The 26,384-nt window shown below is 44.7% G+C and carries 20 protein-coding genes and 1 pseudogene; 18 read left to right on the forward strand and 3 right to left on the reverse strand.

The window, feature by feature from the left end:
- The 3 genes from IID12_03700 to IID12_03710 all read left to right on the forward strand — a co-directional run.
- A partial coding sequence (locus tag IID12_03700; protein MCH8288198.1) for a TolB family protein occupies positions 1–869 on the forward strand: 869 nt, incomplete at its 5' end.
- Between the two features lie 15 nt (positions 870–884).
- Positions 885–2,039, forward strand: a complete 1,155-nt coding sequence (locus tag IID12_03705) for a saccharopine dehydrogenase NADP-binding domain-containing protein (GenBank protein MCH8288199.1) — start codon at positions 885–887, stop codon at positions 2,037–2,039.
- Positions 2,036–3,637 carry a bifunctional metallophosphatase/5'-nucleotidase gene (locus IID12_03710; protein MCH8288200.1) on the forward strand — a complete coding sequence of 534 codons (1,602 nt, stop codon included), beginning with the start codon at positions 2,036–2,038 and terminating at the stop codon, positions 3,635–3,637. The genes IID12_03705 and IID12_03710 overlap by 4 nt, the downstream gene beginning before the upstream one ends.
- Before the next feature lie 13 nt (positions 3,638–3,650).
- On the opposite strand, the gene IID12_03715 is transcribed toward IID12_03710, so the two are convergent.
- Positions 3,651–4,133 carry a GAF domain-containing protein gene (locus IID12_03715; protein MCH8288201.1) on the reverse strand — a complete coding sequence of 161 codons (483 nt, stop codon included), beginning with the start codon at positions 4,131–4,133 and terminating at the stop codon, positions 3,651–3,653.
- A 143-nt stretch (positions 4,134–4,276) separates the two neighbouring features.
- On the opposite strand from IID12_03715, the gene IID12_03720 reads away from it, so the two are divergent.
- From IID12_03720 to IID12_03765, 10 genes are all read left to right on the forward strand, one after another.
- Positions 4,277–5,770 carry a tetratricopeptide repeat protein gene (locus tag IID12_03720; protein ID MCH8288202.1) on the forward strand — a complete coding sequence of 498 codons (1,494 nt, stop codon included), beginning with the start codon at positions 4,277–4,279 and terminating at the stop codon, positions 5,768–5,770.
- 193 nt (positions 5,771–5,963) lie between these two features.
- Complete coding sequence (locus IID12_03725; protein ID MCH8288203.1) at positions 5,964–6,983, forward strand: hypothetical protein; 1,020 nt, start codon at positions 5,964–5,966, stop codon at positions 6,981–6,983.
- A 42-nt stretch (positions 6,984–7,025) separates the two neighbouring features.
- A complete protein-coding gene (locus IID12_03730; GenBank protein MCH8288204.1) occupies positions 7,026–8,267 on the forward strand; it encodes a hypothetical protein in 1,242 nt (413 codons plus the stop codon).
- 288 nt (positions 8,268–8,555) lie between these two features.
- Positions 8,556–9,389 (forward strand): AmmeMemoRadiSam system protein B, encoded by an 834-nt coding sequence (gene amrB, locus IID12_03735; protein ID MCH8288205.1) that lies wholly within the window; start codon positions 8,556–8,558, stop codon positions 9,387–9,389.
- A 1-nt stretch (position 9,390) separates the two neighbouring features.
- The gene (gene amrA, locus IID12_03740; GenBank protein ID MCH8288206.1) at positions 9,391–9,960 is read left to right on the forward strand and encodes an AmmeMemoRadiSam system protein A; all 570 of its coding nucleotides are present in this window, start codon (positions 9,391–9,393) and stop codon (positions 9,958–9,960) included.
- Positions 9,950–10,819, forward strand: a complete 870-nt coding sequence (locus IID12_03745; protein MCH8288207.1) for a DUF2520 domain-containing protein — start codon at positions 9,950–9,952, stop codon at positions 10,817–10,819. The genes amrA and IID12_03745 overlap by 11 nt, the downstream gene beginning before the upstream one ends.
- Before the next feature lie 114 nt (positions 10,820–10,933).
- Positions 10,934–11,707, forward strand: a complete 774-nt coding sequence (locus IID12_03750) for a prolipoprotein diacylglyceryl transferase (protein ID MCH8288208.1) — start codon at positions 10,934–10,936, stop codon at positions 11,705–11,707.
- Positions 11,708–11,834: 127 nt separating this feature from the next.
- Positions 11,835–12,725 (forward strand): NHL repeat-containing protein, encoded by an 891-nt coding sequence (locus IID12_03755; protein ID MCH8288209.1) that lies wholly within the window; start codon positions 11,835–11,837, stop codon positions 12,723–12,725.
- Positions 12,722–16,195, forward strand: coding sequence for a hypothetical protein (locus IID12_03760; GenBank protein ID MCH8288210.1), 3,474 nt, complete (start codon positions 12,722–12,724; stop codon positions 16,193–16,195). The genes IID12_03755 and IID12_03760 overlap by 4 nt, the downstream gene beginning before the upstream one ends.
- The gene (locus IID12_03765; protein MCH8288211.1) at positions 16,186–17,871 is read left to right on the forward strand and encodes a BamA/TamA family outer membrane protein; all 1,686 of its coding nucleotides are present in this window, start codon (positions 16,186–16,188) and stop codon (positions 17,869–17,871) included. The genes IID12_03760 and IID12_03765 overlap by 10 nt, the downstream gene beginning before the upstream one ends.
- 23 nt (positions 17,872–17,894) lie before the next feature.
- On the opposite strand, the gene IID12_03770 is transcribed toward IID12_03765, so the two are convergent.
- Positions 17,895–19,007, reverse strand: a complete 1,113-nt coding sequence (locus tag IID12_03770) for a DegT/DnrJ/EryC1/StrS family aminotransferase (protein MCH8288212.1) — start codon at positions 19,005–19,007, stop codon at positions 17,895–17,897.
- 255 nt (positions 19,008–19,262) lie between these two features.
- Here IID12_03770 and IID12_03775 point away from each other — a divergent pair, with 255 nt between their 5' ends.
- The 5 genes and pseudogenes from IID12_03775 (at position 19,263) to IID12_03795 (ending at position 25,862) form a co-directional block, all read left to right on the forward strand.
- Positions 19,263–20,234 (forward strand): GDP-mannose 4,6-dehydratase, encoded by a 972-nt coding sequence (locus IID12_03775; protein ID MCH8288213.1) that lies wholly within the window; start codon positions 19,263–19,265, stop codon positions 20,232–20,234.
- 430 nt (positions 20,235–20,664) lie between these two features.
- Positions 20,665–23,040: an SLBB domain-containing protein gene (locus IID12_03780; protein MCH8288214.1), complete on the forward strand. Its 2,376-nt coding sequence runs from the start codon at positions 20,665–20,667 to the stop codon at positions 23,038–23,040.
- A gap of 72 nt (positions 23,041–23,112) precedes the next feature.
- Positions 23,113–24,054 (forward strand): SDR family oxidoreductase, encoded by a 942-nt coding sequence (locus tag IID12_03785; protein ID MCH8288215.1) that lies wholly within the window; start codon positions 23,113–23,115, stop codon positions 24,052–24,054.
- Between the two features lie 424 nt (positions 24,055–24,478).
- Positions 24,479–25,161 (forward strand): annotated as a pseudogene (locus IID12_03790) (recombinase family protein).
- A 116-nt stretch (positions 25,162–25,277) separates the two neighbouring features.
- Entirely contained in the window at positions 25,278–25,862 is a 585-nt protein-coding gene (locus tag IID12_03795) for a sigma-70 family RNA polymerase sigma factor (GenBank protein ID MCH8288216.1), read from the forward strand.
- A 291-nt stretch (positions 25,863–26,153) separates the two neighbouring features.
- On the opposite strand, the gene IID12_03800 is transcribed toward IID12_03795, so the two are convergent.
- Positions 26,154–26,351, reverse strand: coding sequence for a hypothetical protein (locus tag IID12_03800; GenBank protein ID MCH8288217.1), 198 nt, complete (start codon positions 26,349–26,351; stop codon positions 26,154–26,156).
- Positions 26,352–26,384: the final 33 nt, after the last annotated feature.

Below are 26,384 nucleotides of genomic sequence, written 5' to 3' on the forward strand. Positions count from 1 at the left end.
TATTCCAGACTACGCGGGGGGTGTTCAACTGTGACCAGATCTTCATTATGGGAGTGGACGGCACAAACCAAAGGCTTGTAAGCACGGGCAGCGGCAGGACGACCTGCGGTTTTTTTATGTATGGGAGCAAAAAAATTCTCTACTCTTCAACGCACTCAGCAGGAGCTGAGTGTCCCCCTGAACCCGATTTCTCTCAGGGCTACACCTGGTCGGTATATCCGTCGTATGACATATTCGTCGCAAATGAAGATGGAACGGAGCTTCATAAACTGACCGATGAACCGGGTTATGATGCGGAAGCGACACTGTCGGAGGATGGTCAGAAAATTGTGTTTACTTCAAAGCGAAGCGGCGACCTCGATATCTGGGTGATGAATTCCGATGGAACCGATCCGCGGCAGCTTACAGATAAAATAGGTTATGATGGAGGACCTTTTTTCAATAAGGATGCTTCCAAAATAGTGTATCGGGCATATCACCCTTCGGACTCATCGGAGATTTCAGACTACCAAAACCTACTCGGACAGGACCTGATCCGTCCGGGCAGACTCGAACTATTCGTTATGAACGCTGACGGCTCGGATAAGGTACAGATAACCGACAACGGAGCAGCGAACTTCGCGCCTTATTTTCATCCTGACGGCAGCAGGGTAATATTTGCTTCTAACATGGCAGACCCGAAGGGGAGAGATTTCGACATCTGGATGATAAGTATAGACGGAAGCGGATTGGAAAGGGTAACATATAATTCGACATTCGACGGCTTCCCGGTCTTTTCGAAGGACGGGACTAAACTTGTTTTCGCATCCAACCGTAACAACAAAGTTCGGGGAGAAACCAATATATTTATCGCCGACTGGGTCGAGTAGGCGGTTTATCCTACGATGAACATCCTTATACTCGGAGCAGGCAGAATGGGAAGAGCAATCGCTTTTGATTGCCTGAAGCAGAAGGACGTTAAAAAAGTGATCGTTGCCGACAAGTCGGAAGACCAGATAAAGACCTCACTCCACGGAATTGAGAACCCGAAACTGCACAGCGCAATACTCGATGTAACTAATTTGAGCGATGCGGCATCACTTATGGCTGGTAATTCAGTGGTGATCAGCGCCGTTCCCTATATGTACAATTTGAATTTAGCGAAAACCGCCGTGGAAACGGGATGTAATTTCTGCGATCTGGGCGGCAACACGGATATAGTCCATGAAGAGTTGAAATTGAACGAAAAAGCCATCGCCAATAACGTTACCTTGATTCCCGACTGCGGATTAGCGCCGGGATTGGCGAACGCCGCTGCCGCTTATCTGATTGAAGAATTCGAGGAGGTCGACAGTGTCAAGATCCGTGTCGGGGGTCTGCCTGTGAATCCTGTCCCTCCGTTAAATTATATGCAGCTCTTCTCGGTTCATGGTCTTTTGAACGAATATCTCGGCGAAGCGGTAACCATCTCAAATGGAAAGATCGAGCTTAAACCCGCAATGAGCGGCTTGGAAGAGATCGGCATAGGGGAAGAATTCCCGGAGATGGAGGCGTTCTATACTCTTGGGGGGACATCAACACTTCCCGAAACCTATTTAGGCAGAGTAAAAAATCTCGATTATAAAACCATAAGGTATAAGGGCCACTGCAATCTGATAAAAGCCATGTTCGATATAGGTTTAGCGGATTTAGATGAAGTAGAACTCGGCTCGGGAAAGGTGGTCCCGAGGGAGTTGTTAGCGGCAATGCTCGAAAAAAATCTTCCTTCCGACGGAATGGACGTCACGCTTGTTAAAATCGAAGTGTCCGGAGTTAAATCAGGGAAAAAACTCAAATCCACGTGGGAAATCATTGACCGTTACGACGATGAGAATGCGATGACCTCGATGATGCGCATGACCGGATATCCCGCGGCTATCGTTGGGCTGATGCTTGCCAGAGGGAACACAAACGGACCCGGAGCGCTTCCGCAGGAGAAAGCCTTAAAACTTGATAAATTTATGGATGAATTAAAGATGAGAAATATTAACTTTAACGTAAAGGAAGGGAAGGTGAAATGAGAAAGACTTTTATTAGTTACGTGCCGGGCGCTGAATCACACAGCGCTCTTTATTCCGGGAAGAGAACATTTGCAGCACTGTTAGGTCTTCTTCTTATTTTTTCTTCATGCTCGCCTAAATATTCCGAGACAAAACCGTTAGAGGTTCAGAATGAACCGGTAAGGCTATTGATTCTCCACACAAATGACATGCATGCCCAGTACGTTCCGCTGGAGGCTTTCTGGGTTGATGCTGAGGAGAAACCGTTAATCGGGGGTTTCGGCGCTCTCGACGCATATATCTCAAGGGAAAGGGAGGTTGGGCTTCCTACTCTTCTATTGGACGCCGGGGATCTGATGACAGGCACTCCTCTGTCGAACTTGGAGGATAACGGAGTTAAGGGCGGCGCATTGCTGAAAATGATGGAAACTATGGGTTATGACATTATGACACTCGGCAATCATGAGTTCGATAACGGTCAGGAAAACGTCAGCAATTACTTCGACCATGTTTCTTTTCCTATCATCAGCGCAAACCTCCATGTAGAGGGTGATCTAATCGCACCGGATGCTTACAAGATCATTGAGATCGCAGGGTTGAGAGTAGGCGTAATCGGGCTCATGACCAAGCACTTTTACGACGTGGTACTCAAATCACAGATTACGGGAATTGTATGCGGTAATTTAGTAGAGATAGCCAAGCCTATCGTGCAGGAGATAGATCCGATAACCGATCTGATCATATTGCTGATTCACGCAGGTCAGGAGGAAGGTAAGGAACTCGCAAGAAACGTTCCCGGCATTGATATTATTGTCGGTGGACACAGACACTCACGGCTCTTTGAACCGCTTGTTGAGAACGGAGTGCTCATAGTTCAAGCGGGATCGAGAACGTCATATCTCGGAAGATTAGAAGTATTGGTTCAGGCAGACACGGTATCGGAATATAACGGCAGATTGCTCGAACTGTGGGTGGATTCGGTAACCGTTGATCCGGATATTTCAGAGATAATTGACGGATATTCCGCATCGATCCTGAAAATGTACGGTGATACATTGGCTACTCTCGTGAATAATTTCGTGCCTAGCTCGAGAAGTGAATCCAACGTCGGAAGTTGGGTGGCATCGATTATTAAAGAGGCCACTGAATCGGATTTCGGAATCATAAACAGCGGCGGCATAAGGAAAGGAGTCAGCGCCGGTCCTCTTACAAAACTTAACGTTGTAGAAATGCTGCCCTTTAACAATACGTTGACGACGTTTGAGGTCAGCGGGGAGGAACTTCTTAACCTAATAAGATTCAATGCCGAGATCGGATTGAGGTCGGGTCAGGAAGAACTGCAGGTATCCGGTATTTCTTATAAATATAGGAGTAACGGTGAAAACGTTGAGCTCGTTGAGGCGATGGTAGGAGGAACTCCCATCGATCCATCCGCTACTTATAAAGGCGGAACACTCGATTTTGTTTTATACAGTCAACCTGAGTATTATTTCGGTTTTGTCCCTTCGATAAGGGAGGATATGAAGATAATCCTATCTGACGTGGTCATGGATTATGCCGAAAATCAAAAAGTTATCGACGCAAAGATTACCGGGGCGATTATACGGCTGGGAGAGTGATCTGTCAGATCAATCAGCTGAATAGTTCACTGACAATATTTTCCAGAAATTCGGCGTCTTTCTCGCCAAACGCATCAATCGTGTCGCTGTCGACGTCGAGCAGTGCGAAAACAGCGTTTTCGGAGTTTTTGACAGGTATCACGATCTCAGATTTTGATTCAGGATCGCAAACTATATGTCCCGGAAATTTTTCGACGTCGGGAACTATAAGGCTCCTGCCTGATTTGAATGCCGCGCCGCAAACACCCTGATATCCGATAGAGGAACATGCCGGCGGACCTGCGCTTGGTCCGAGTGTCATAGCATCACCATCAGGGATGTAAAATCCGACCCAGTAATAATGTTCGAAAGTTTTGTGCAGCTCCGTCGACAGAAACTCCATCTTTTTTTCAGCAGAATCGAGTTCAGCAGCTTCGCTCAATATGGTTTTCCGAATATCGTCTAAGTTTTTGTTATTTATAATATTAACTCTTTTATTACCTTGCTTCTGTCTCAAATTAGGATTCCTATGGTAAAATAACAGTGAAAATTGTAACAAAAAATATGTCCTGTTCGTATATTACACAGTGGTAGAGTGTTTCCAAGGAGATGAGGGACGGGATAAAAAGTTAGGATTGAAATAACTTAGATTCAGACGATATGAATAAAAGAATAATTATAAGTATAGCCGTGATGATTATCGTTGTATTGGCGGTAATAGCAGCCGGAACACGAAAATCCCCGGATGTCACTACGTTATCGCAAGAAGCGTATGAGCTATATTTGCAGGGAGTGGACAACAATCAGAACTTCTATCACAAGGATGCGATTAAGCTTTTAGAGAAAGCGGTCGAATTAGACAATGAATTCGCAATGGCGTATTTAGAACTACATCATTCATATCTGGCCGAAGGCGACTACTTAAAATCCCGTCAGATGGTCGAAAAAGCAGCCCTTTTTAAAGAGTATGTGAGTGAAAGGGAAGGGCTGATAATAGAGATCCACAGGAACATGGGAGGCGAATATGACCAGCCGGTTGCAGATAGTCTAATCGAAATATTATATCAAAAATATCCTGATACAATCGAGCCGCACCTCTACAAAGCCAGATCTGCCGCGCGTGAAGGAGATTTTGAGGCATCTATAACCGAGTACGAACTGGTTCGTAAGATAAATAAGGATTACGCGCCGGTTTATAACATCTTAGGTTATATGTATGCCGAGTTGAGAAGGTACGATGAGGCAATCGAAAATTTGAAGGAGTACGCGAAAAAGGCGCCCGGAAAGGCAAACCCCTTCGACAGCCTCGGAGAAATACTGATAAGGGTCGGGAGATATGAAGAAGCGATCTCGAATCTTAACAGGGCTCTTGAGATAAAACCCGAATTAAACGAAACAAACAATTTTCTTGGCTCCGCAATTCATAAAAACCTCGGAAATGCTTACCTGGGCAGGGGGCAGGTAACCAAAGCCGTACATCATTATAAACGAGCGCAGGATCTTAATCCGGGGGAAAATATTATAATTGAAGCGGTCACAAACAGATATATGGCGCTGCTTCTAACTGATCGGCACGATGAATTTAATTCATATACCGAGGGACTGAATATCTTAGCATCGAAAGAAATGACCAAGCCTATTAAACACCTGATTAAAGGGATTTATTATACAATAACAAAAGATATAGATTCAGCTTTGGATGAAAGCGCCGAAATGAATGAGCTGATAATCGAGCTCGCCGCGGAGAATCCAAACGCCCGGGCAAGGTTAGTGTCTATTCAGGGAATGTTGGAAGCTGAGGTTATGTTGAGTATGGGTAAATATTCTGAGGCGGTTGATATTTATCTGACAAAATGTTTTAACACCGATATGGCGAATCATTCGATCTGGTTAAACTGGAGATTCGCAGAAGCATACCGTCTGAATGAAGATTACGAAAATTCCGAGAAAATTGTAGAAAATGTATTGGGTATAAACCCGAACAACTTCATTTTGAGGTCGGTACTTGTTCAGGCATTATTCGACAGGGGTGAATACAAAAAAGCCAAAGCTGAGCTGAAAAAATTCAATGAGCTGATCAGAGACGCAGACGATGATATAACAATAATAGCTAAAATGAATAAAATTGCCGAGGCGTTAGAAGTTCTACTTTGATAATCGCAACCTATTCTTTGATAGTAATGCCGAAAACGTCCAATAAAGAGCGTCTTAGTGACAGATTATTGTCTTATACAACATCGAGCATCAATTGCTCCTCCCAAATATAATGATTGGAACTTTTTATTCTATTTAGTATATAATATATAGGTTTGTCCTTGTAATTGGTTATTTGATCAGGAGGTCAGGGATGAAAGGTATTCTAACGGTTTTATTTCTCATGCTATTGGTGCAGGCGTGTTATACGACAACGCGAAATCCTGAGAGCGGCGCATATTACGACGGTTACCATGAACAGTCGGCTCAGGAAGAAGAAACCGATCAGGGAGATTCGGAATACGCGAAAACCGAGCCCTTACAGACCGGGAACAATTATTATCAGTATGATCCGTATTATATGGACCGGTACAGTCTGAGGGATTACAACCAAGCCTGGTACTGGCGTTCGATGTACCGCCCGTATTACCATAGAAATGACTGGCGGTTCAGTTTTTATTTCGGCTACAACTCCTATAGTCCTTACTATTCTTTGTATGATCACCACTTTTATGATCCCTATTACTATCAGTGGCAGGATTATTATTACTGGAATGATTTTTACAATGTCTACGCCGGATACCCCGGCTCTTTCTATCAGCCTTATTCATATTATCCGAATACATACGTTTATGTTCAAAGCGGAAACCCGGGTTCTTCGAATTCCTATAGATCTTATGGCCGTTTAAGACAAACCTCATCGAGCAATACGGTAACAAGTCCCACTCCGTTGCCTTATTTGATTCCAGATATAGCAATCATCCCCACGACGGGGAGTAAGAGCAGCGAAACGCATGAGGCGAAAAAGAAGAAGGACAGAATATCGATTGAGTCTGGCTATAATAAAAAACGAGCAGGCAGCGTGAGAACAAGCCCCGATCCGTTGCCTTATTTGATTCCAAATATAGCTATCATTCCTACAAAGGGGAGTAAAGGCAGTGGAATAGTGAATGCGATAAAGAAGAAGTTAGGAATATCGATTGAGTCCGGCCATAATAAAAAACGATCAGGCAGCGGAAAATCAGAATCGGTAAGGAAAACGAACAAAAAAAGTTCAAAATCCACACACACCGTAAAGGCTTCCAGGTCTATGAAGAGGGTTCCAAAAAGCAGACCTCCGAAATCTTCAAGCGAAACTTCAAGCAAAAGAAATACAACAAAAAAAGACAGTTAATTCTCAAAGGCTTCTTCGGATAATTCTAAATAGGGCGTGGACGTGAAACTATTGAAGAGAGCGGGAATAACCGGGTTGATAGTCCTCAGCATCGCTATTCATTCTAATGCGCAGGATTTAAGCGATGCGCTGCGTCCGTTCAGAGGCGTCAGCGGATTGGGTGCGAGAGCATTAGCCCTGGGAGGAGCATACACAGCAGTCAGTAACGATTATACGGCGACCTTCTGGAATCCGGCAGGATTAACGCAGCTCAACAAGAGTTCTGTTTACAGTTCAATGGGGCATCTTATCCATGACGCCGATATATCGTATGACGGCAAACCCGCTTCAGTGATAGAAGGAAGCTATACCAATCTTAATGCGGTGGGCGCAGCAATAAAAGTACCTACCTCTCGCGGGAGTCTGGTGTGGGCATTCGGCTGGAACAAACTGCACAGCTTCGAAAATAGTTTGACCGCTCAAAATGTTGAGTCGGACTTGAATGTCGATCTGATAGAAGGCGGCGGGATCCATTCATGGACAGGCGCGATGGGTATTGAAATCACTCCGCGGATATCATTTGGAGCTTCGCTGAACTGGCTTAGGGGCAACGATAACTACGACCTGCGTATTGTTGAAAACGCCTTGAGCACTTCAGAAGTTTTTTCTCCTTCGTACAACGGTGTATCACTGATTTTCGGGGGGTTATTGAGGGGAGACATAGCCACGCTGGGAATTAGTGTAACGGCACCTACCGTCTATGACGTTGACGACGAGTGGAATGTATCGATAGACGACGCTGATTCATCATTTTCAGAAGCGGGAAATAACGAATACCGGGTTACACTGCCTTTTAAATTCAACGTGGGACTCTCTTCGAACGTCGGCAACCTGCTCTGGGCGGCAGACTTGCATATTGTAGATTTTAGTCAGATCAATTTTGAATCCGATATCGTCGCCAACGGAGAATCGATTGACGGTTCTATCAACAGGGATATAGCGGGCGAATTAACGACGAGTGTCGGCTATGGGGTAGGAGTGGAGTACCTTTTACCGTTTGCCGACGTGAAACTCCGTTTCGGCGTTTCGAATACGCCGAGCCCCTACAAAAACGACGACGGAGGGGATGACAGATTCGCCGTTTCGACCGGAATCGGTGTGTTGTTGGACAGGCAGGTAAAACTCGATATGACCTACGTGAGGACGAGCTGGGAGCGCTCCTTCAGCAGCAACTTTCTCACAAAAACCATAAACGAGGATGCGGTTGACGGCAGGCTTTTGTTTTCCGTATCTTACAGGTATTAAATATGACGATCCGTTATATTTTGATAGTACCCCAATCGCGCCTCTATTTTAACCAATACCCATTGCGAATATGGAAGTAGATGCCGCAGGTGATTATACGAAGACGCAAAAGATGATGTACCTCAAATAGATTTACCTCATTACTTATATATGACGGAACGGAAGGGTCAACATTTGTCGACCCTTCATTTTTTATGACGAACTCCGTGAGAAAGCGGGAAAATTCCCTTGACTACTCGACACTGTCTGATATATTGAAGGAAATGAAACTAAACCCCGATTCTTCTTATGTACAATGATATACGGGCTCCGGCGGTGTCAGGAACGTTTTATCCGTCGGATAAATCAGATCTGAAAGAGCTTGTCAGCGGATTTCTTCAAGTCGAAGATAAATTAAATGAGGACCAGAGATTAATCGCCCTCGTTAGCCCTCACGCGGGTCTCATTTATTCAGGGCATGTTGCGGGGCATGGTTACGGGTTACTTAAGAACAGCAAAATTAGAAAAGTAGTTATACTGGCTCCAAGTCATCATGAACATTTAATCGGAGGGACTATCTACGATGGGGACGCCTATTCAACTCCGCTTGGGGATATACCTGTTGACAGGGAATTATCCGCGGAGATGGCAAATAAATCCGAATTTCTCAGCCTCTCCTCCAAGGGACACGGACCCGAACATTCTCTCGAAGTGCAGCTCCCTTTTCTTCAATTGATTCTTGACGGCGGATTTGAGCTGGTTCCGGTTATTATCGGAAACGTTAATCCTGAAATGGCATCCGAAATTTCTTCCTCGATCACAGAAGTCATTTCTGAAGCCGATGAAGAGGTTTTGCTTATAGCCAGCACCGACCTCTCACATTTTCACAATCAGGAGCAGGCAAATTTGCTCGATAGGCAAACTGCGGATCACATTGAGAGGATGTCCATTGACGAATTATATGATGAGTGTGAAGCCGGAAATTGCGAGGCGTGCGGCATAAATCCTCTCGTGATTGTCATGAGGACTTCTCAGCAGCTGGGAGCTTCAAATTCAAAAGTTCTTAAATATGCGACTTCCGGCGACGTGAGTGGAGATTTTTCAAGCGTCGTAGGATATCTTTCGGCTGCGATCACAGGGTGATCTGATGATATCCGAAGAAGATAAGAGTGTCATGCTCAGCGCCGCCCGGGAGGTCGTGACGGCTGCAGCAAAAGGCGAGGAAGTAGCCCGTCTCGATTCGCTCAAGGGAATCAATTATCAGCCGATGGGTGTTTTCGTCACACTTCATAAAAAAGGCGAGCTGCGCGGCTGTATAGGTTATATAGAAGGCGTCAAGCCACTCGGGGACGCCATCATCGAGATGTCCGAGGCAGCGGCAACACGCGATCCGAGGTTTGCGCCGGTTACCGAAAATGAACTTGATGAGATCGATCTCGAAATTTCGCTGCTCTCTCCGCTCGAAAAAATCGACGATCCGGAACAGATTGAAATCGGGAAGCACGGATTGGTTATCAAAAGGGGATTCAACAAAGGTTTGTTGCTGCCGCAGGTGGCGACCGAGAACAACTGGGACAGAGATACCTTTCTCGAACATTCCTGTTTGAAAGCTAATTTGCCTTCAGACGCCTGGCAATCAGAGGATACGGAAATTTCAATTTTTTCAGCTGAAGTATTCAGTGAGAGCTCTATTGAGCATTTAGATGCCCCGTAAAGCGGCGGTTATCGGTGCGGGTCGGGTGGGGCGCTCAATGCTTACATCGTTAGTAAAATCCGGATATTATCCGGGCGCGGTTATCAGCGCTACCACCGATTCCGCTAAATCATTGGCTGACGCTATCGGATGCGAGATATACGGTGAGGATTATTCGCTTATTCCCGAAGATACGGATCTGATCGTCATATCGGTTCCTGATGATAAGCTCGAGACAGCGATTAAAAATCTGGACGGGCATTGGAAGTTCGCAACGGGAACTCTTGTCGTTCATACTTCCGGATTGCACGAATCTGATCTGATGAACCCGTTATCGGAAAAAGGAGCGAAAATCGTTTCTGTTCATCCGGCGGCGTCGTTCCCCGACGGAAAACCGCTCTCTTTCGAGGGAATGCGGTTCGGAATCGAGGGTAAAGATAGTGATGAAGGTGTAAAGCTGGTAAACGAGCTCGGGGGAATTCCATTCCGAATTGATTCAGGAAAGAAATCATTATATCATGCCGCATGCACACTCGCGAGCGGATATGTTAACGTCCTGTTGGATGTCTCCAAAGATATGATGTCGGATGCAGGGATTGAAAAACCCGATAATGTCGTGGTCACGCTGGCTGAAAGCGCCGTTAAGGGCTGGAACGATGCTGGTATATCGGCTCTGACGGGGTCGATCGTGCGGGGAGACGTCGACTCGGTGAAAAAGCATCTACAGGCTCTGAAGAGAAATGGTACCGACCATGATATTTATCGGATACTCGCCGTTAAAACGGTTGAAAAATGTGTGAAAGCGGGAATTATAGATTCCGAAATCTCACGGAAAATAGTTCGGATATTAGACGAACAGGTATCTGATGGTGACTTCTGAATAAACTTGAATTATTGTGAGGGAAGGACTACATTTCCACGACTTTTGTGAACTTTAACGCTATAAAAGGCGTTGAATAATCGCGATAATTATGTTTAAGGAGATTTAACAGAGTTGTATCCGATCCTGTTCAAGCTTGGACCGTTTCAAATCACAAGCTTCGGTTTTATGATGGCTGTCGGGTTTCTTATCAGCGCCTGGATATTGAGAAAAGAGTTGACCCGTATCAAAAAAGATCCGGAGTTGGCTTACGAGTTGGTAATGGCGGCAGCGATTGGAGGGGTGGTGGGCGCCAAGATCAATTTTCTCCTGCTCCATTTGGATGCCGTCTTTGCGAATCCATTCGGTATGATATTCTCCGGTGCCGGACTCGTCTGGTACGGCGGTCTGATAGGGGGTACCTCGGCAACCATGTTCTGGGCGCACAAGTTAGGGATATCGGTCGGTGTGACCGCCGGGATTATGGCTCCGCTTCTCGCTCTCGGACAGGGGATAGGAAGGATAGGATGTTTTTTAGTAGGCGACGACTGGGGAAAAGCTTCTTCCGTTCCCTGGGCAATGGCGTTTCCAAACGGGATCGATCCTGTGGATTATCCTGTGCACCCGACGCAATTATACGAGATGTCAGCCCTGTTCATTATCTTCTCCATCATTTGGTACAACCGGAATAAAATTCAAACTGCGTGGGCGCCGTTATGGTGGTACTTCATACTCTCAGGAGTGCAACGTTTTATCGTGGAATTTTACAGGGTAAATACCGTTCTGCTGGGAGGGCTGACATTAGCGCAGATTACCAGCATCATATTCATCTTTATAGGCGGTTACGGACTCTACAAGTTATACGGAAACCAGACTCCGGTAAGGGCTGGCGCGAAACAACGCACATGAAACAAAATTACCAATTCATTCGACAATATGTCCGGAGGAGAGCTCTCGTTCACGGTTACAGGTAGAATTTAAACGTTAAATACCTTAGATAATTGAGATCGGGAGTAGTTTTATTCCGGACTAAACGTTGAAAAAGAAATTATTCATTTACATATCAGCGAGCCTGTTGAGTTCGCAGCTGTATGCTCAGCCGGGCTGGATATTCGAGCGTGAAATAACTGTCGATTGCTGCCCGGAAGGGGGGCGATTGACAAAGTTTGACGTTTCTTTCTCGGGGGATATTTACGCAATCGATCAAAACGAAAACAGGCTTCTCAAGTTATCGAAGAACGGCAGGGTCGAAAAATGGATTGGCGGATTCGGCTGGCGAAAAGAACAGTTTGATACTCCCTCGGACATATGGGTCACCGGATTGGATATCTTCGTTTCAGATAAGAATAATCATAGAATACAACGCTTCGATATGGAATTGAATTATATCTCCACGCTTGAGGGCGATAACGAATCGGCAGATGTGGAATTCGAGTACCCGAGCAGCGTAGCTCAATCTCAAAGGGGAAACGTGTATGTTGCCGACCCGGTAAACGGAAAGGTAATCAAGTTTTCCGGCGATGGCCAATTTCTGCTGGAGTTCGGAGGCATAGGGTACGGTCGGGGAAGATTAATCGAGCCGGTCAGCATAGCTGTTAGTCTAAATGAAAAAGTGCTGATCGCAGACATCGGAAAGAATCAAATCTTGGAGTACGACGAATTCGGTAACTTTCTCGGTATCCTTGGCGAGGGGCTTCAATATGAACCTTCGATAGTAGCCGCAGCGGAAACAGGCGAGATATTGGTACTCGACGAGGAAAATATGACGCTCTATTCGATAGAAAAAGACGGAAGAGGATATTCGAAAATTGAATTGCCGGAGTACGAGATGGGATTTATGTCACCCATCGATTTAGCTGTCCGGGGGAACAAATTATACATCCTTGATTCGAACGAAAAAAGGATAATCACTTTTGTGCACAGATGAAGACTGATTTATACCGCATCTTATCAGTTCTTTTTATATTTATCCTCAACGGGCTGACCTCCTCGGCGCTCTTTTCCCAAACAACCGAGATCATCACCGATTATTCGCTCAGAGACAGAAGTTATAAGCTTTTAACCAAGCCGGATACCACTGAATATCGTCTTCCTCACAAATTCATAGAAGCAGGATCCGAACTGATCTTATCGGGAAAGGACAGCCTAAGACGAAATATTGATTATGAGCTCGACTATGATGCCGGAATAATCAAGATGAAATTGCGCACCACTGATAGACCTGTGCTTGAAATAACTTACAGGGTCAATCAACCTTTTGAGACTATAGTCGAAAGACACTGGGAGGGGTTTATGGAGATAGAAGAAGACTCATCGAACGCCGATACATCGGCAGTGTCGTCCGTCCCTGAAGCCGAAGCAGCCCGATTGAAAAGACCGGATAAGCTAAGAACGCGCGGTTCGCTTGTCAGAGGTTTCAGGATCGGCAGTAATGAAGGATTCTCTCTGAATTCAGGTCTAAGACTTCAGATCGACGGTGAGATCGCAAAGGGCATAAACCTTGTGGCGTCTATGACCGACCAGAATACTCCTATCCAGCCTGAAGGGAATACGCAGACACTCAGGGAAATTGACAAGGTCTTCGTAGGCCTTACAGGAGACAATTTCGATTTTAAGTTGGGAGACATAGGCGTAAACTTCGATAACTCAAATTTTCTTAATTACAGGAGAAAACTACAGGGAGGAGTAAGCAGTGCGAGAATAGGCAGCACTGAGTTGAGGATCACCGGTGCGGTGGCGAGGGGAAAGTTTCGAACTCTATCTATAAACGGAATTGAGAGCAATCAAGGACCGTACAAACTGACGGGGGAGAACGGGATCAGTGACGTGTTCATAATAGCCGGTTCGGAGAAAGTATATATCGACGGTCAGCAGATGATAAGAGGAGAGACTCGTGATTATGTTATCGATTACAGCAACGCGGAACTGACCTTTACCCCGTACCGATTAATCACGTCAGATTCCCGAATTCTGATCGACTATGAGTATTCAGACAGGAGTTATAACAGGAGTGTGATAGCATCCGAAGCGTCAACGGAGGTTTACGACGGGAACATTCTAATCGGAGGGAGGTACGTAAGAGAATCGGACGACCGGAATCATCCTATCGGAACGGACTTCAACGAAAAGGAAATATCCGCTCTTGCCAACTCCGGTGATGAAAGCGCCTTTATCGACGGGGGTACAAACATCGGCATCGGACAAGGAGCATACATAAAAATATTCAATCCTGAACTCGGAGATTCTGTTTATAGGTATGTGGGTCAGGATACCGACGGCAGCTTTAAAGGCAGTTGGTCCGTTATCTTCACGAGGGTAGGCGAAGGGAATGGCGATTACGATAACAGGATCGGCGATTCCCTGCTCGTATCGCCTGAAGGGAACTTTTACTTCAAATATAGAGGCGGCGGGATGGGATCGTTCGTGGCGAAAAAGCTGCTTCATACGCCGATAACACAATCAGCGTCAATCTTCCATGTGAAAATTAATCCGACCGGCAGATTGCAAATACAATCAGAACTCGGTATGAGTCGAAAGGATGGAAATAGTTTCTCCTCGATAGGGGATAACGACAATAACGGAAACGCATTCATAATCCGGGGAACGTATAACGGTTTTAAATCAGGCGATAGAGGAGTGAAGGTCGATGCGAAATTCAGAAGAATATCCGATAATTTTAACCGGATTGACAGAATCGACGAGATTGAATTCAACCGCAAATGGAACCTTCCCGACAGCCTGTCCGGAACGGAATCTATAGCAGAATCAGGAATCCATTATAAAGGAAAAAGCAGAGACGAAGTGTACGGCAGGTATGGAAGACTTGAGATCGAACGGAAGTGGAACACAAACAGGTTTGAAGCAGGAGGAAGAAAATCTGTGCCTGTTTTGGGCGATATTTTTATAAACCAGGAACTCCTATCTTCAGGCACACCGGATAAGAGCATTACCAGTAAATGGTTACGGAGAAAAGGCAGGCTTGAAAAACAGATAAATGCGTTTACTCCTTCAATAGGTTTCGAGTCTGAGGATAAAGAGGACACAGACAGCACTAAAACAGGATTTATGTACCTTGAATATTTTATCGGATTGAAGGCGGATAATTTCGGAGCCGTCAACACTTTTATCGAGTACAGGGAACGGAACGACGAACAATATGTGGACGCAATCCGTGAACCTCGTTCCAAAGCTATATCCAAAACCGTCGGTATCGAATTACGGTCAAGTAAATCATTGTCAACGACTATTCGAATCTCAAGAAGAACGCGGGATTTTAAAGGTATTTTCAGGAACGATCTTCGGGATACGAGATCAAACCTTGTGGCGCTCAGGTCAAACTATCGTTCGTTGGAAGGCGCGCTCAGGATAACAGTGGATTACCGCGCAGCGAGCGAGCTGACCGCCGGGCAGGAAAGGGTGTACCTTAGAGTTGAAGAAGGGAGAGGACAATTTCGTTTTGATGATGACACCAACGAATATGTCCCGGATGTTGCAGGTGACTTTATTCTGAGAACAAGGCAGACCGGGATATATGAGCCGGTCACCGATCTGCGCTCAAGCGTGCGTATTACAATCAAACCTAAACGAAAAGCGGGGAGGAGGCGAAGAAACCGTGAAAATATCGGATTCTGGCGGTCTATTACGGTACGCACACACCTCAGAATAGATGAAAAGTCCAAAGATCCGGACACGCGCTCATTATTGCTTTTGAATAACTCAAAACTGAGAAACAGTGCGACGACAATTCTCGGCAGCCTTTTGTTCGAGGAAGATGTTATTCTGTTAGAAAAGCGTAACGGCAGTTCTTTGAGGTTGAGATACAGATACTTCGAGGAATTAAATAATCAGTTTATCACCGGAAGTGAGGAGAGACTTACCCGCGAGGCTTCATTCCGATGGAGAAATACGTCATCAGAACAGACGAGGTTTGATTTTGAAGGAAGCCGTTCTTTGACGATAAAGAACTTCGATTCTCTGTTTAGAAGAGACAGGGAAGTAGTCTCAAGTGAATTCAGCTTCAACGTGTCGCATCTGCCCAACCGGAAAGTAGAAATCGGGTCGAAGTTCGGGCTCGGATGGGACCGGGATCGGAAACGGTCGGATGAGTTGAAGGCGACTCTCAGAGAGCTGGAGCTGAGGAACAATTATTTTCTCAAAGGGCGCGGGATGATCAGACTTCTCGTCGGCTGGGCAAACGTAGGCGTAACCCCAAAGGGTGTTCCGATCACATATGAAATGGCTAACGGATTTAAGGAGGGAAATAATTACAGATGGAGCGTGGGATTAGATTATCGACTCGGCAGTAATCTGAACGCTTCGCTGACGTACGAAGGACGAAACGAATCCGGGCGCCGGACGAGGCATATCGGCAGGGCAGAGGTGCGCGCATGGTTTTAAGGTTCATAATTCGAGCGCTCTTTGCGTCTATCATATTATCATCATACGGGTTCACCCAAACCGTCGAGTTGAACTACTCCGGAATAAATGCTCTGAATAATTCCGGTATCCAAAGCTACATTAAAACGATACCGTTCCAAAATGCAGAATCATTAGCAAAGAGCATATTAAAATATTACGTTGACGAGGGATACTATGCGGCAACTATTGAAACTCTCATCGTTCAAAGAACAGATGAGAGATTGAATATAGCTCTTGTCATCAATGAGGGTGAAAAGTTCGTTAGCGGCAGCTCGAGGATTCTCTCCTCCGGTATTCAAAACCTTCCAATATTGCAGGATCGTTCGGGAAAATCGATAGACCCGGAATCGGTACGCTTAGAAGCACGCGAAATTTTAAGCGAGCTGATAAATCTGGGTTATCCATTTGCAGAGGTGCGTGTGAGCCCAATAATTCACCTCCCTGACGCGCCGACCCTTATTGACATCAATTATGTAATCGATCCCGGTGAACAGGTGACGATAGACAGTGTTATTTTCGAAGGAATTAAATTAACCAAACCCAAATTCTTGCTTAACGAAATGCGGTTCAAGGGAAATTTGAAATACTCGTGGGACGGATTGAATCGGCGAATTTCGGCGCTTAACCGGCTGGGATACATATCGAACGCACGGCAAATAGGGATAAGGAGAGTGAATAACTCCACTAACGCTTTGATAGTGAGTTTAGAAGAATTAAACGCCAACACGGTAAGCGGAATAATCGGTTATGTCCCGGATAAGAGTGAGGCTGCGGGAGGGTTTTTCACGGGTCTGATTGATATAGGTTTCGGAAACATATTCGGAAGCGGCAGAGCGCTTAATACAAGTTGGGAGAAAGTGGACCGGCAGACTGAAGAATTTCATCTCCGTTACACAGAACCATATCCGTTCGGTCTTCCGTTGAAACCCGAGCTAGCTTATACACAGTTAATTCAGGACTCTTCATATATAAAACGAGATTTAGAAGGCAGATTGAAGATTCCCATACGGTTCAATTTAGCGGTTTTTGGAGATGCGACACGGGTAAGCGTCAATACACGTACCTTCGGAAGAGATCAGTATGGATTAGAAGATTACACATCGATTGTGTTCACAGGAGGATTTATATACGATGACCGTGATTTTCCCTTAAACCCCGTCGGCGGTTTGCTGTATGAGACGAACATCAGTCAGGCTCGGCGTAATGACCGGAATGCGAAAGCGATAAACGGAAAGCGAATCGGAATGAGGATCGAGTACTACAAGAGGATCACATCGGGAACGGTCGCCGCGTTTGAACTGAACGTCCTCGAAAATAAATACGACACAGGTGGCGTTCCGTTTAGCGAATTATATAGGATTGGAGGAGCAACTACACTCAGAGGATACAGAGAAGACCAATTCAGGGGATCAAGAGTAGGATGGATAAATCTTGAGTACCGGTTAATTACCGGAAAATTGTCCAGGATATTCGTGTTCGGCGATGGAGCGATAATCAACGGCAGACATTCGGGGGGAAATATCACCAAATATTCGTATGGCGGAGGTATCAGGTTATCAACCGCTATCGGTCAGATAGGGATAGATTACGGACTTGGAGAGGATGACAGTTTTGCCAACGGAAAAGTCCACGTAAGACTGGTCGGATCTTTTTAGTACGATACCTTTCGAATTAGAATTTAAATCCCTAATTCTTTGCATATCCGAATAACCTCTTCGGAAATCCATTCGACGCTCTCTAAATCGAGCTCAGGATAGATAGGAAGCGATAGAACCTCTTTACTGCAAGCCTCGGACACGGGGAAATCTCCCTCCGAATAATTCAGATATCCGAAAGAGGGCTGAAGATGTAATGGAATCGGATAGTGCATTGCCGTAGAGATATCCGATTTTGCCAGAGCGGCGCCTAATTCATCTCTTTTTCCTGTCCGTATAACGTATTGATGCCAGACGTGCTCTCTTCCAGGCGCCACCGCGGGAAGTTTCAGTCCGGTCTCTCGAAGTTTGTTTGTATACAGTTCGGCAATTTCTTTCCGTTTGGCGTTCCAATTAGAAAGATACTTCAATTTTACGTCAAGAACAGCCGCCTGAATAGAATCGAGCCTGTAGTTGTAACCGACTATCCGGTGCTCATATTTTGAACTCTGTCCATGGTTGATAATCATTCTAAGATTTTCAGCTATTTCATCGTCATTGGTCGTACACGCTCCGGCGTCTCCTAATGCGCCGAGATTCTTACCGGGGAAAAAGCTGAAAGTGCCTATATCGCCTATGGTTCCTGCGTGGATTCCGTTATATTTAGCCTCCTGAGCCTGAGCTGCGTCTTCGATCACGCGTAGATTACGCTTTTTGGCAATACTCATGATAGGGTCCATGTCCGCCATTTGACCGTAAAGATGAACCGGAATTATAGCTTTGGTTCTTTCCGTTATAGCTCCTTCTATCCGGGAGACGTCGATAGTGAAACTTGCCTCGTCTATATCCACAAAGACCGGTTTCGCGCCGGTGAGATGTATCGCCTCCGCCGTTGCGGCAAACGTGAATGGAACGGTGATCACCTCATCGCCTGCGCCGACTCCAACCGCAACCAGAGCGGCGTGCAATGCACCTGTACCCGATGCCATGCCGACACTGTGTTTCGCACCTGAAAAATTTGAAAAACTCCGTTCGAACTCCCTGACCTTAGGACCGAGAATAAATGCGCTGCTGTCAATTACTTCTTTAATTACACGGTCTATTTCTTCCATTATTCCGTCGTGCTGCTTCTTCAGATCAGCCATATTTATTTTCATTTATAATCCCCATAAGTTATTGTAAATCAATAAGTAAATATCGGTATTTTCTTTCTAAAAATATTCAAGCGATAAGTATATATACGAAGCGTAAAGTTATCAAGTCAAATTATCCCGTTGTGTTAAAGTCGGTAAAGAATGATGATGATTCCTTATTGTAATTCACTAATCTTAGCGGTAGATTTTGGGTCGTTTTGGAGGTCGAATAAGCAGGAATGATAAAATTTTCACCGAAATAGAAACACGGGAAACAGATTGAATATACTGGTTACAGGAGCCGCCGGATTCATCGGATCACATTTAAGCGAAATGCTGCTTGACGAAGGGCATCAAGTTGTCGGTTTCGATAACTTTGACCCATTCTACAACCGCGAAATCAAAGAAGAGAATGTTAAACGTGCCCTTTCTTATGATTCATTCAAATTAGTGGAAGGTGATATAAGAAATCCCGGGGAACTCAGCAAGCTATCGGAAGATCACGATTTTGAAGTTGTAGTACATCTCGCAGCTAAAGCGGGCGTCCGTCCGTCCATTGAGGATCCGGTTGGATATTCGGAAGTGAATCTGATCGGAACTCAGAATGTTCTCGAAATGATGAAATCGAGAGAGATAAAAAGGCTGGTGTTTGCTTCTTCCTCCTCTGTCTATGGGAATTCAACGGAAGTACCCTACAAAGAGACCATGAACGTGAATAATCCGATTTCTCCATATGCGGCTACTAAAATTGCCGGAGAGGTCTTATGCTATAACTACTGGCATCTGTACGGGATATCCGTTACCTGTCTGAGGTTCTTTACCGTATATGGTCCGCGCCAACGTCCCGAGATGGCGATCGCGAAATTTATAGGAAATGCCTATGAAAAAGAGCCGATAACAGTTTACGGGGACGGCTCATCAACAAGGGATTTCACCTATGTCAAAGATATTATTCGAGGAGTGATGTCCGCAGTTGATAAGGATCTGAAATACGAAATTATTAACCTCGGTGAATCTGAAACTATAAATCTTAATGACCTGCTGATCCTGATTGAGGAATTAACAGAACAAAACATTCAAAGAGAATATTTACCGATGCAGCCGGGAGACGTAAAAACAACGTATGCTGATATAGAAAAGGCTGAAAGGCTTTTAAATTATAAGCCGGTGACACCTGTCAGGGAAGGAATAACGAAATATATTGACTGGCTGGAGAAAACCGGTAAGATATCACTTAAAGTGAAGTCTTAATAGAGTGGACTAAATTACAATAAATGCTTGACAATTAACTATAAAAGATACACTTTCAAGAGGTTTAAAAAGAAATGGCATAAATGTCTAAAATTGCGAGATTATAACAAATGGTAATTATTAGGAATGGATCAAAAATGCGTTACCCCTTAGAGAGGTCTATTCTACATTAGTATGAGCAATTATTTTAGATATTACGCGTTCGAGATGCTTGTTTTTAATCTGATAAGTCATTCTCCCGCGACCCAGTTTTCCAACTAAAGAACTTCCCGGATCCCAATAACAGAATGTTTTTAAAACAAGGCTGAAGAGTACGTAAAAAATGAACAAACGCAAAGCACCGGAAAGTGTCAAAAAAATCAGTAAAAGACGTTTGATTAAATATTTCACATTGAAGTCTGCCATCCTTATTTTATTGGGATCAGTGTTATTGTCCTATCCCGTCAGTTATCCTAACGCCCAGACCAGAGAGCAGATAGAATCGGCAAAAAAATCCGGGATGACAGAGAGCGAAGTCAAAGAACTTCTCAAATCTGCCGGATTATCAGATTCTGAAATTCGGATTCAAATCGACAAAATGAGGAAAAAACGCTGGCTTGATCAAATTAAGCAGACAAGCGGTATGAAAGTGCAAATAGACACTTCCGAATTTGTCGAAGAAGGCCTGCTAACGGACGAAATGGAAGAAGAGTTACCCATCGATCGGGATACTTCCACCGTAATTGGAAAACTAAGACCGTTCGGCTATGATATTTTTAATTTATCCCCTACTTCATTCGAGCCTTTGAATGCGGGTCCGGTCGATCCGAACTATACTCTGGGACCGGGCGATGAAATTGTTCTTACTCTCTGGGGTGACACCGAACAGTATTATAAATTGGTACTGGACAGGGAGGGCAAGGTTTTAATTCCCGATGTGGGGCAGGTATTTTTAACAGGGATTTCGATGCGAAGGTCTGAAGAAAAGATCCGCAATCGCCTATCAAGTGTGTATTCCGGGATAAGTCCGAGGAGCGGCTCTCCGAGTACGTTTATGGACGTTTCATTAGGCCGCCTTCGTTCTATCCGTGTATTTATCGTGGGAGAGGTTGTCAGACCGGGAGGGTATACGATGCGGGCAACGTCGACTTCATTCAATGCACTGTATTTTGCGGGCGGACCGAACAGTCAGGGTTCTTTCAGGGACATCAGAGTATTGAGGGGCGGAAAACTGGCGGCAAGCCTTGACCTATACTCTTACATTTTGTACGGCAACACTAAAAAGGACATTCGATTACATGACGGCGATACTATCTTCGTTCCCAGAAGAGGCAGACAGGTTGCGATCTCAGGTGAGGTGCACCGGCCCGCTCTATACGAATTAAAAACGAATGACGGATTGAAGAATCTGCTGACGATATCGGGTGGATTAAAGCCGACGGCGTTTATAGACAGAATACAGATAGACAGGATCGTACCGTTCGAAGAAAGGGACGAATATCCCGAAGAGCGAAAAATAATTGACATTGACTATAAGTCCATAATGAATGGCAGCCGGAAAGATTTTAAACTCATAGACAGCGATGTAGTGTCGGTATTTTCAATTCTTGATTTCAAGAGAAATTTGATTTCGGTTGAGGGTCCCGTATCAAGACCCGGTACGTATGAATGGATTCAGGATATGCGTTTATCGGATCTAATAGAAGAATCGGGTGGAGTTTTGGGCGATGCCTTTCTCAATAGGGTGGAAATCGTGCGCTCACACGATGATTCGACCAAGGAACTGCTGAAGGTTAACCTGTTGAGCGCATTAGAAGGAGATACCCTGCACGATATAGTTTTGAAAAAGCTTGACGAGGTTAAAATCTATTCGATTCGTGAGATGGAAGATGCTCCTACCGTAACCATTTCAGGTCATATTCTGCGCCCCGGAAAATATGATCTTCTGGAAAATATGACTCTATACGATTTGGTAGTCAAAGCGGGAGGAATGCTCGATATTGGCTTCAAGCGATTGACTTATCTTGACAGTGCCGACCTGAAAAGGCTGAATGATGATGTGTTCAGATTTCAGGCAGAGATAGCAAGAATAGATCCCTGGAATCTTTCTGAAAACATATTGGCGGAGATTATCAAAGTCGATCTTCCTAAGATCCTCTCGAATGACGGAGAGGACGGCGAAATGTTTCTGCTTCAGGAGTTTGACAGAGTGACCATCCGCAGACATCCCTTCCGGCAGCTGCAAGGTGTTGTTTTCATTTCCGGTGAAGTAAAATTTCCGGGAGAATACGTGCTTCAGAAACCGGATGAAGATATTTTTGATTTGGTCGAGCGGTCAGGCGGATTGACCGGTAATCCATTCTTAAGAGGAGCGCGTCTGACGCGGGATGGACAAAGAGTCGTTGTCAATTTCGAAAAAGTTCTCAAGAAAAGATCGGGGAAGGAAGACCTTGTCTTGCTTCCGGGGGATCAGATAATGATACCCAAGAGTCCAAAAGTAGTTTATGTAAACGGTGCGGTGAACGCTCCCGGATTGATAAAATACAGTAGTGGGAAAAAGGCGAGATATTACCTCAACAGAGCCGGCGGGTTTCACAGGGATGCAGACAGGGGAGAAGTATTGATAGCCCGCGCGGACGGCAGTGTGGTCAAATTCCAGAAAAGATTCTGGTTTGATCCGACAGTGCATGAGGGAGATGAAATTAAGGTATCGCTAAAAGAAGTAGGTGAGCCGTTTGACCTTTCCGAGTTTCTGACGCAGACAACGAGCATAATGGCGAGTCTTGCTACTATCATTTTCGTCATTACTCAGGCTAATTCACGCTAAATTGAAGTTTTAAAGAAACAAATCCTGATTATTCAGCTACTTAAAAAACATCCCCTAAGAGTGGATAATTAAGTGAAGGCGCTCGTGACAGGCGGTATGGGTTTTTTGGGCTCTCATATCTGTGACAGGTTGATAGCAGAGGGGATCGATGTCATTTGCATGGATAACCTTCTCACGGGAAACGAAGATAACATCAAGCACCTGATCGGTAATCCGATGTTCAAGCTTATTCGGTATGACGTTACCAATTATATCTATGTTGAAGGGAAACTTGATTTCATACTGCATTTCGCTTCACCGGCGAGCCCGAAAGACTATCTAAATTATCCCATACAAACGCTAAAAGTCGGCTCATTGGGAACGTTGAACAGCATCGGGTTGGCAAAGGCGAAAAATGCTGTTTTTGTTCTTGCTTCGACCTCGGAAGTATATGGTGATCCGAAGGTCAATCCTCAGCCGGAGGATTACTGGGGGAATGTAAACTCCGTAGGTTTGAGGGGAGTGTACGATGAGGCGAAACGATTTGCGGAGGCGATGACGATGGCTTATCATCGCTACCATGGCGTGGATACGAGGATAGTAAGAATATTTAATACGTATGGATCGAGAATGAGACTGGACGACGGCAGAGCGCTGCCCACGTTTATTACCCAGGCTCTCTTAGGAGATAAACTGACCGTCTACGGGGACGGCAGCCAGACAAGGAGTTTCACTTATATCGATGACACTGTTGACGGCATATATAAGCTGATGAGATCCGAATGCAACGAACCTATCAACATCGGTAACCCGGAAGAAATAAGCATCTCGGACTTTGCTGAAGAAATAGGAAAAGCTACGGGCAAAGAGATTGAAATCGAAAAATTGTCTTTGCCGGAAGATGATCCAAAGGTCAGGCGTCCGGATATCAGCCGTGCGATTGAACTTCTCGGATGGGAGCCGAAGGTAAGTCTTTCCGAAGGCTTGAGCAAAACGGTACCCTATTTCAGGGAGAAAATTTCAGAGGACGGGTAATAACTATATAATATTTCGTAACGTTGATTGAGCAAAAGATGTCCGTTTTTGTACTCATATCATAGCCTCTCAATTATATCGAAATCTCTTGAAATATTAGAAGGTGTCCAGTAAAATTTAAACTTCATGAGAGAAAGAATATTAAATTTATAATAGAAATTAAACGGTTATAAAATATAATTCGTGGTCATATTCGACATATAGATCGGCAGGGGGCTAATATGAAATACCTTCTCGGAACATCTGAAAAAAGCAACTTAAACCTATTCTAAAACCCCGTTTTCGAGTGCTAAATCCCCGTCCCGATTGAAATTTCCCGAAACCAGCTTCTCTTACTCTTGACCTTTTCGGGACTCTTTAGGAATTGATTTAAACTATAAAGGTTTGCATTCCCCTCCTGAAATATCCCTACAATTCCACGTATATGTATATTAGAGAAGGAAGGCTTCTTAACCTTCATCTCATTTCCCTATTCACTATTTCCACATTTCACTGGGAGGAGGTTAATTTTGTCAAGTTCAGTTACGCCCGAGTGTCAGCCGTAGATCAAAATCTAAACATGCAGATGGACGCTCTGAAGAAAGAAGACTGCAAAGAGATATTCCAAGACTATGCGAGTGGAGCTAAATCTGATCGAGGGGTATTAGATAATGCATTAGAATTCATGAGAGAGGACGATGTATTAGCAGTCTGGAAGTTTAGAATTGGCCAGGGAGATCTCTCAAGCACCTATTTGAGATTATAAACCTTCTCAACGAGAAGAGGATGTACTTCAAGAGCCTGCAGGAGAGTGTTGACACAAGCTCTTCATGTGGAAAACTAATATTCCATGTATTTGAAGCTTTGGCTGAGTTTGATATAGATATAATACGTGATAGAACCCTTACTGGCTTGGCTGCAACGAGAGAAAGCGAGAGAGTCGGTGGTCGGCCAAGAAAGCTCGATAAGGATAACATTACTCTTGCCCTGTCGTTGATGGAGGATAAATCCTTCTCGGGGAAAGATGTATGTAAGGCACTCGGTATTTCAAAGACGACTCTTTATCGAAACCTGCAAGAATATGAGGATTCGGGGTCAGATACACAGGAAAATAAGCGAGTTCAATGAAAGGAGATCGAATAAATCAAACCAGAAAAACAAATATTGTAAGGAGGCACAAACAAATCTAACACCCATTTGAAAGCCTCCTAAGGATAATAATCCATATAACAGAGGAGGCAACTATGGGATATTTGGATATGTACACCATTCTAGAGAGGCATGCTGGCAGAATATCGAGAGGAGATGCGGATCTTAAGCAAGATCTCCTCTCACTATCATATACTGCATTTACTTCGGCTTTTTCACGGGGATATGCACTATCTATTGGAGAGCTGGTGAATAACATGCAACACCGGGCAGGTGAACTCAGAAGTGAAAAACGGAGGCCCTTCGGAAACCGAGGACATAACGGAACTAAGGATGTTTACTCAAAAGTCAGATACTACAATAATGATGTCAAGCTTATGAATCTTAATGAAGGTGTAGTCACGGAGGACATACTGATGGATTCTTTCCTTAAAAGAACGACACCAACGGCTGATAAGGTAGCCTTCAGGATCGACTTTAAGAATTTTCTGGTTAATCTCCAAGAAAGAGACAGGCTTATTCTCATAAGAAGGATTGAGGGTTATAAGGTTAAAGAAATATCAAAGGCTCTTGGATGCACATCCTCTGGAATTTCAAGACGCTTGAAAAGAATCGGAAGAGAGATCGCAATCTATTTGGATATTCCGGTCGAGATGGCGAACTTGTATGGGATTGCGTAACCACTTGAATAGCTTAAAAAGGAGTGAGTTTTGTCGCTCCTTTTTTTAAATCCTCAATATTAAACATGATAATTTCTCATAATTGTAGATACGTCACACCTTCGTGGACACTTTTCAATATATTATAAGGTGCAAAATGAGATAGTATCTATGCGGAAGGAAGTTAGAGAAGAACTGATAGATACTCTAATTCAGAACGCCCGGACAAAAACCCGGGATTACTCCTGGGAGTTGGTAGCGAGTATACACATTAACTTATATGACGCCTTGCTTAATGAGAATGGCTGAATGTTACCAGAAATAATCTCCGAACAGCTGCATTACGAGAGCCTGAACAAATACGAGAGCGAGTAATTGATTTCGCTCATACATTTCCGCGTTGATCTCTTTTAGATGTGAAATAACGGGGAACAGGAGGTAGGGATAAATGAACATCGCCGCTCTCGCCGACTCACCGATTCTGTAAGCGCCTGCAAGGAACATCATCATTAAAGAGCCTGTTCCCAGCAGTGTAAGTAAAAA

Source organism: Candidatus Neomarinimicrobiota bacterium (assembly GCA_022567655.1).
GTDB lineage: Bacteria > Fidelibacterota > SORT01 > SORT01 > SORT01 > JADFGO01.

Coding starts and splice junctions, on each gene's coding strand:
- IID12_03705 (MCH8288199.1), top strand. CDS start 885: ATGAACATCCTTATACTCGGAGCAGGCAGAATGGGAAGAGCAATCGCT.
- IID12_03710 (MCH8288200.1), top strand. CDS start 2,036: ATGAGAAAGACTTTTATTAGTTACGTGCCGGGCGCTGAATCACACAGC.
- IID12_03720 (MCH8288202.1), top strand. CDS start 4,277: ATGAATAAAAGAATAATTATAAGTATAGCCGTGATGATTATCGTTGTA.
- IID12_03725 (MCH8288203.1), top strand. CDS start 5,964: ATGAAAGGTATTCTAACGGTTTTATTTCTCATGCTATTGGTGCAGGCG.
- amrB (MCH8288205.1), top strand. CDS start 8,556: ATGTACAATGATATACGGGCTCCGGCGGTGTCAGGAACGTTTTATCCG.
- IID12_03745 (MCH8288207.1), top strand. CDS start 9,950: ATGCCCCGTAAAGCGGCGGTTATCGGTGCGGGTCGGGTGGGGCGCTCA.
- IID12_03760 (MCH8288210.1), top strand. CDS start 12,722: ATGAAGACTGATTTATACCGCATCTTATCAGTTCTTTTTATATTTATC.
- IID12_03765 (MCH8288211.1), top strand. CDS start 16,186: ATGGTTTTAAGGTTCATAATTCGAGCGCTCTTTGCGTCTATCATATTA.
- IID12_03770 (MCH8288212.1), bottom strand. CDS start 19,007: ATGAAAATAAATATGGCTGATCTGAAGAAGCAGCACGACGGAATAATG.
- IID12_03795 (MCH8288216.1), top strand. CDS start 25,278: ATGGGATATTTGGATATGTACACCATTCTAGAGAGGCATGCTGGCAGA.
- IID12_03800 (MCH8288217.1), bottom strand. CDS start 26,351: ATGATGATGTTCCTTGCAGGCGCTTACAGAATCGGTGAGTCGGCGAGA.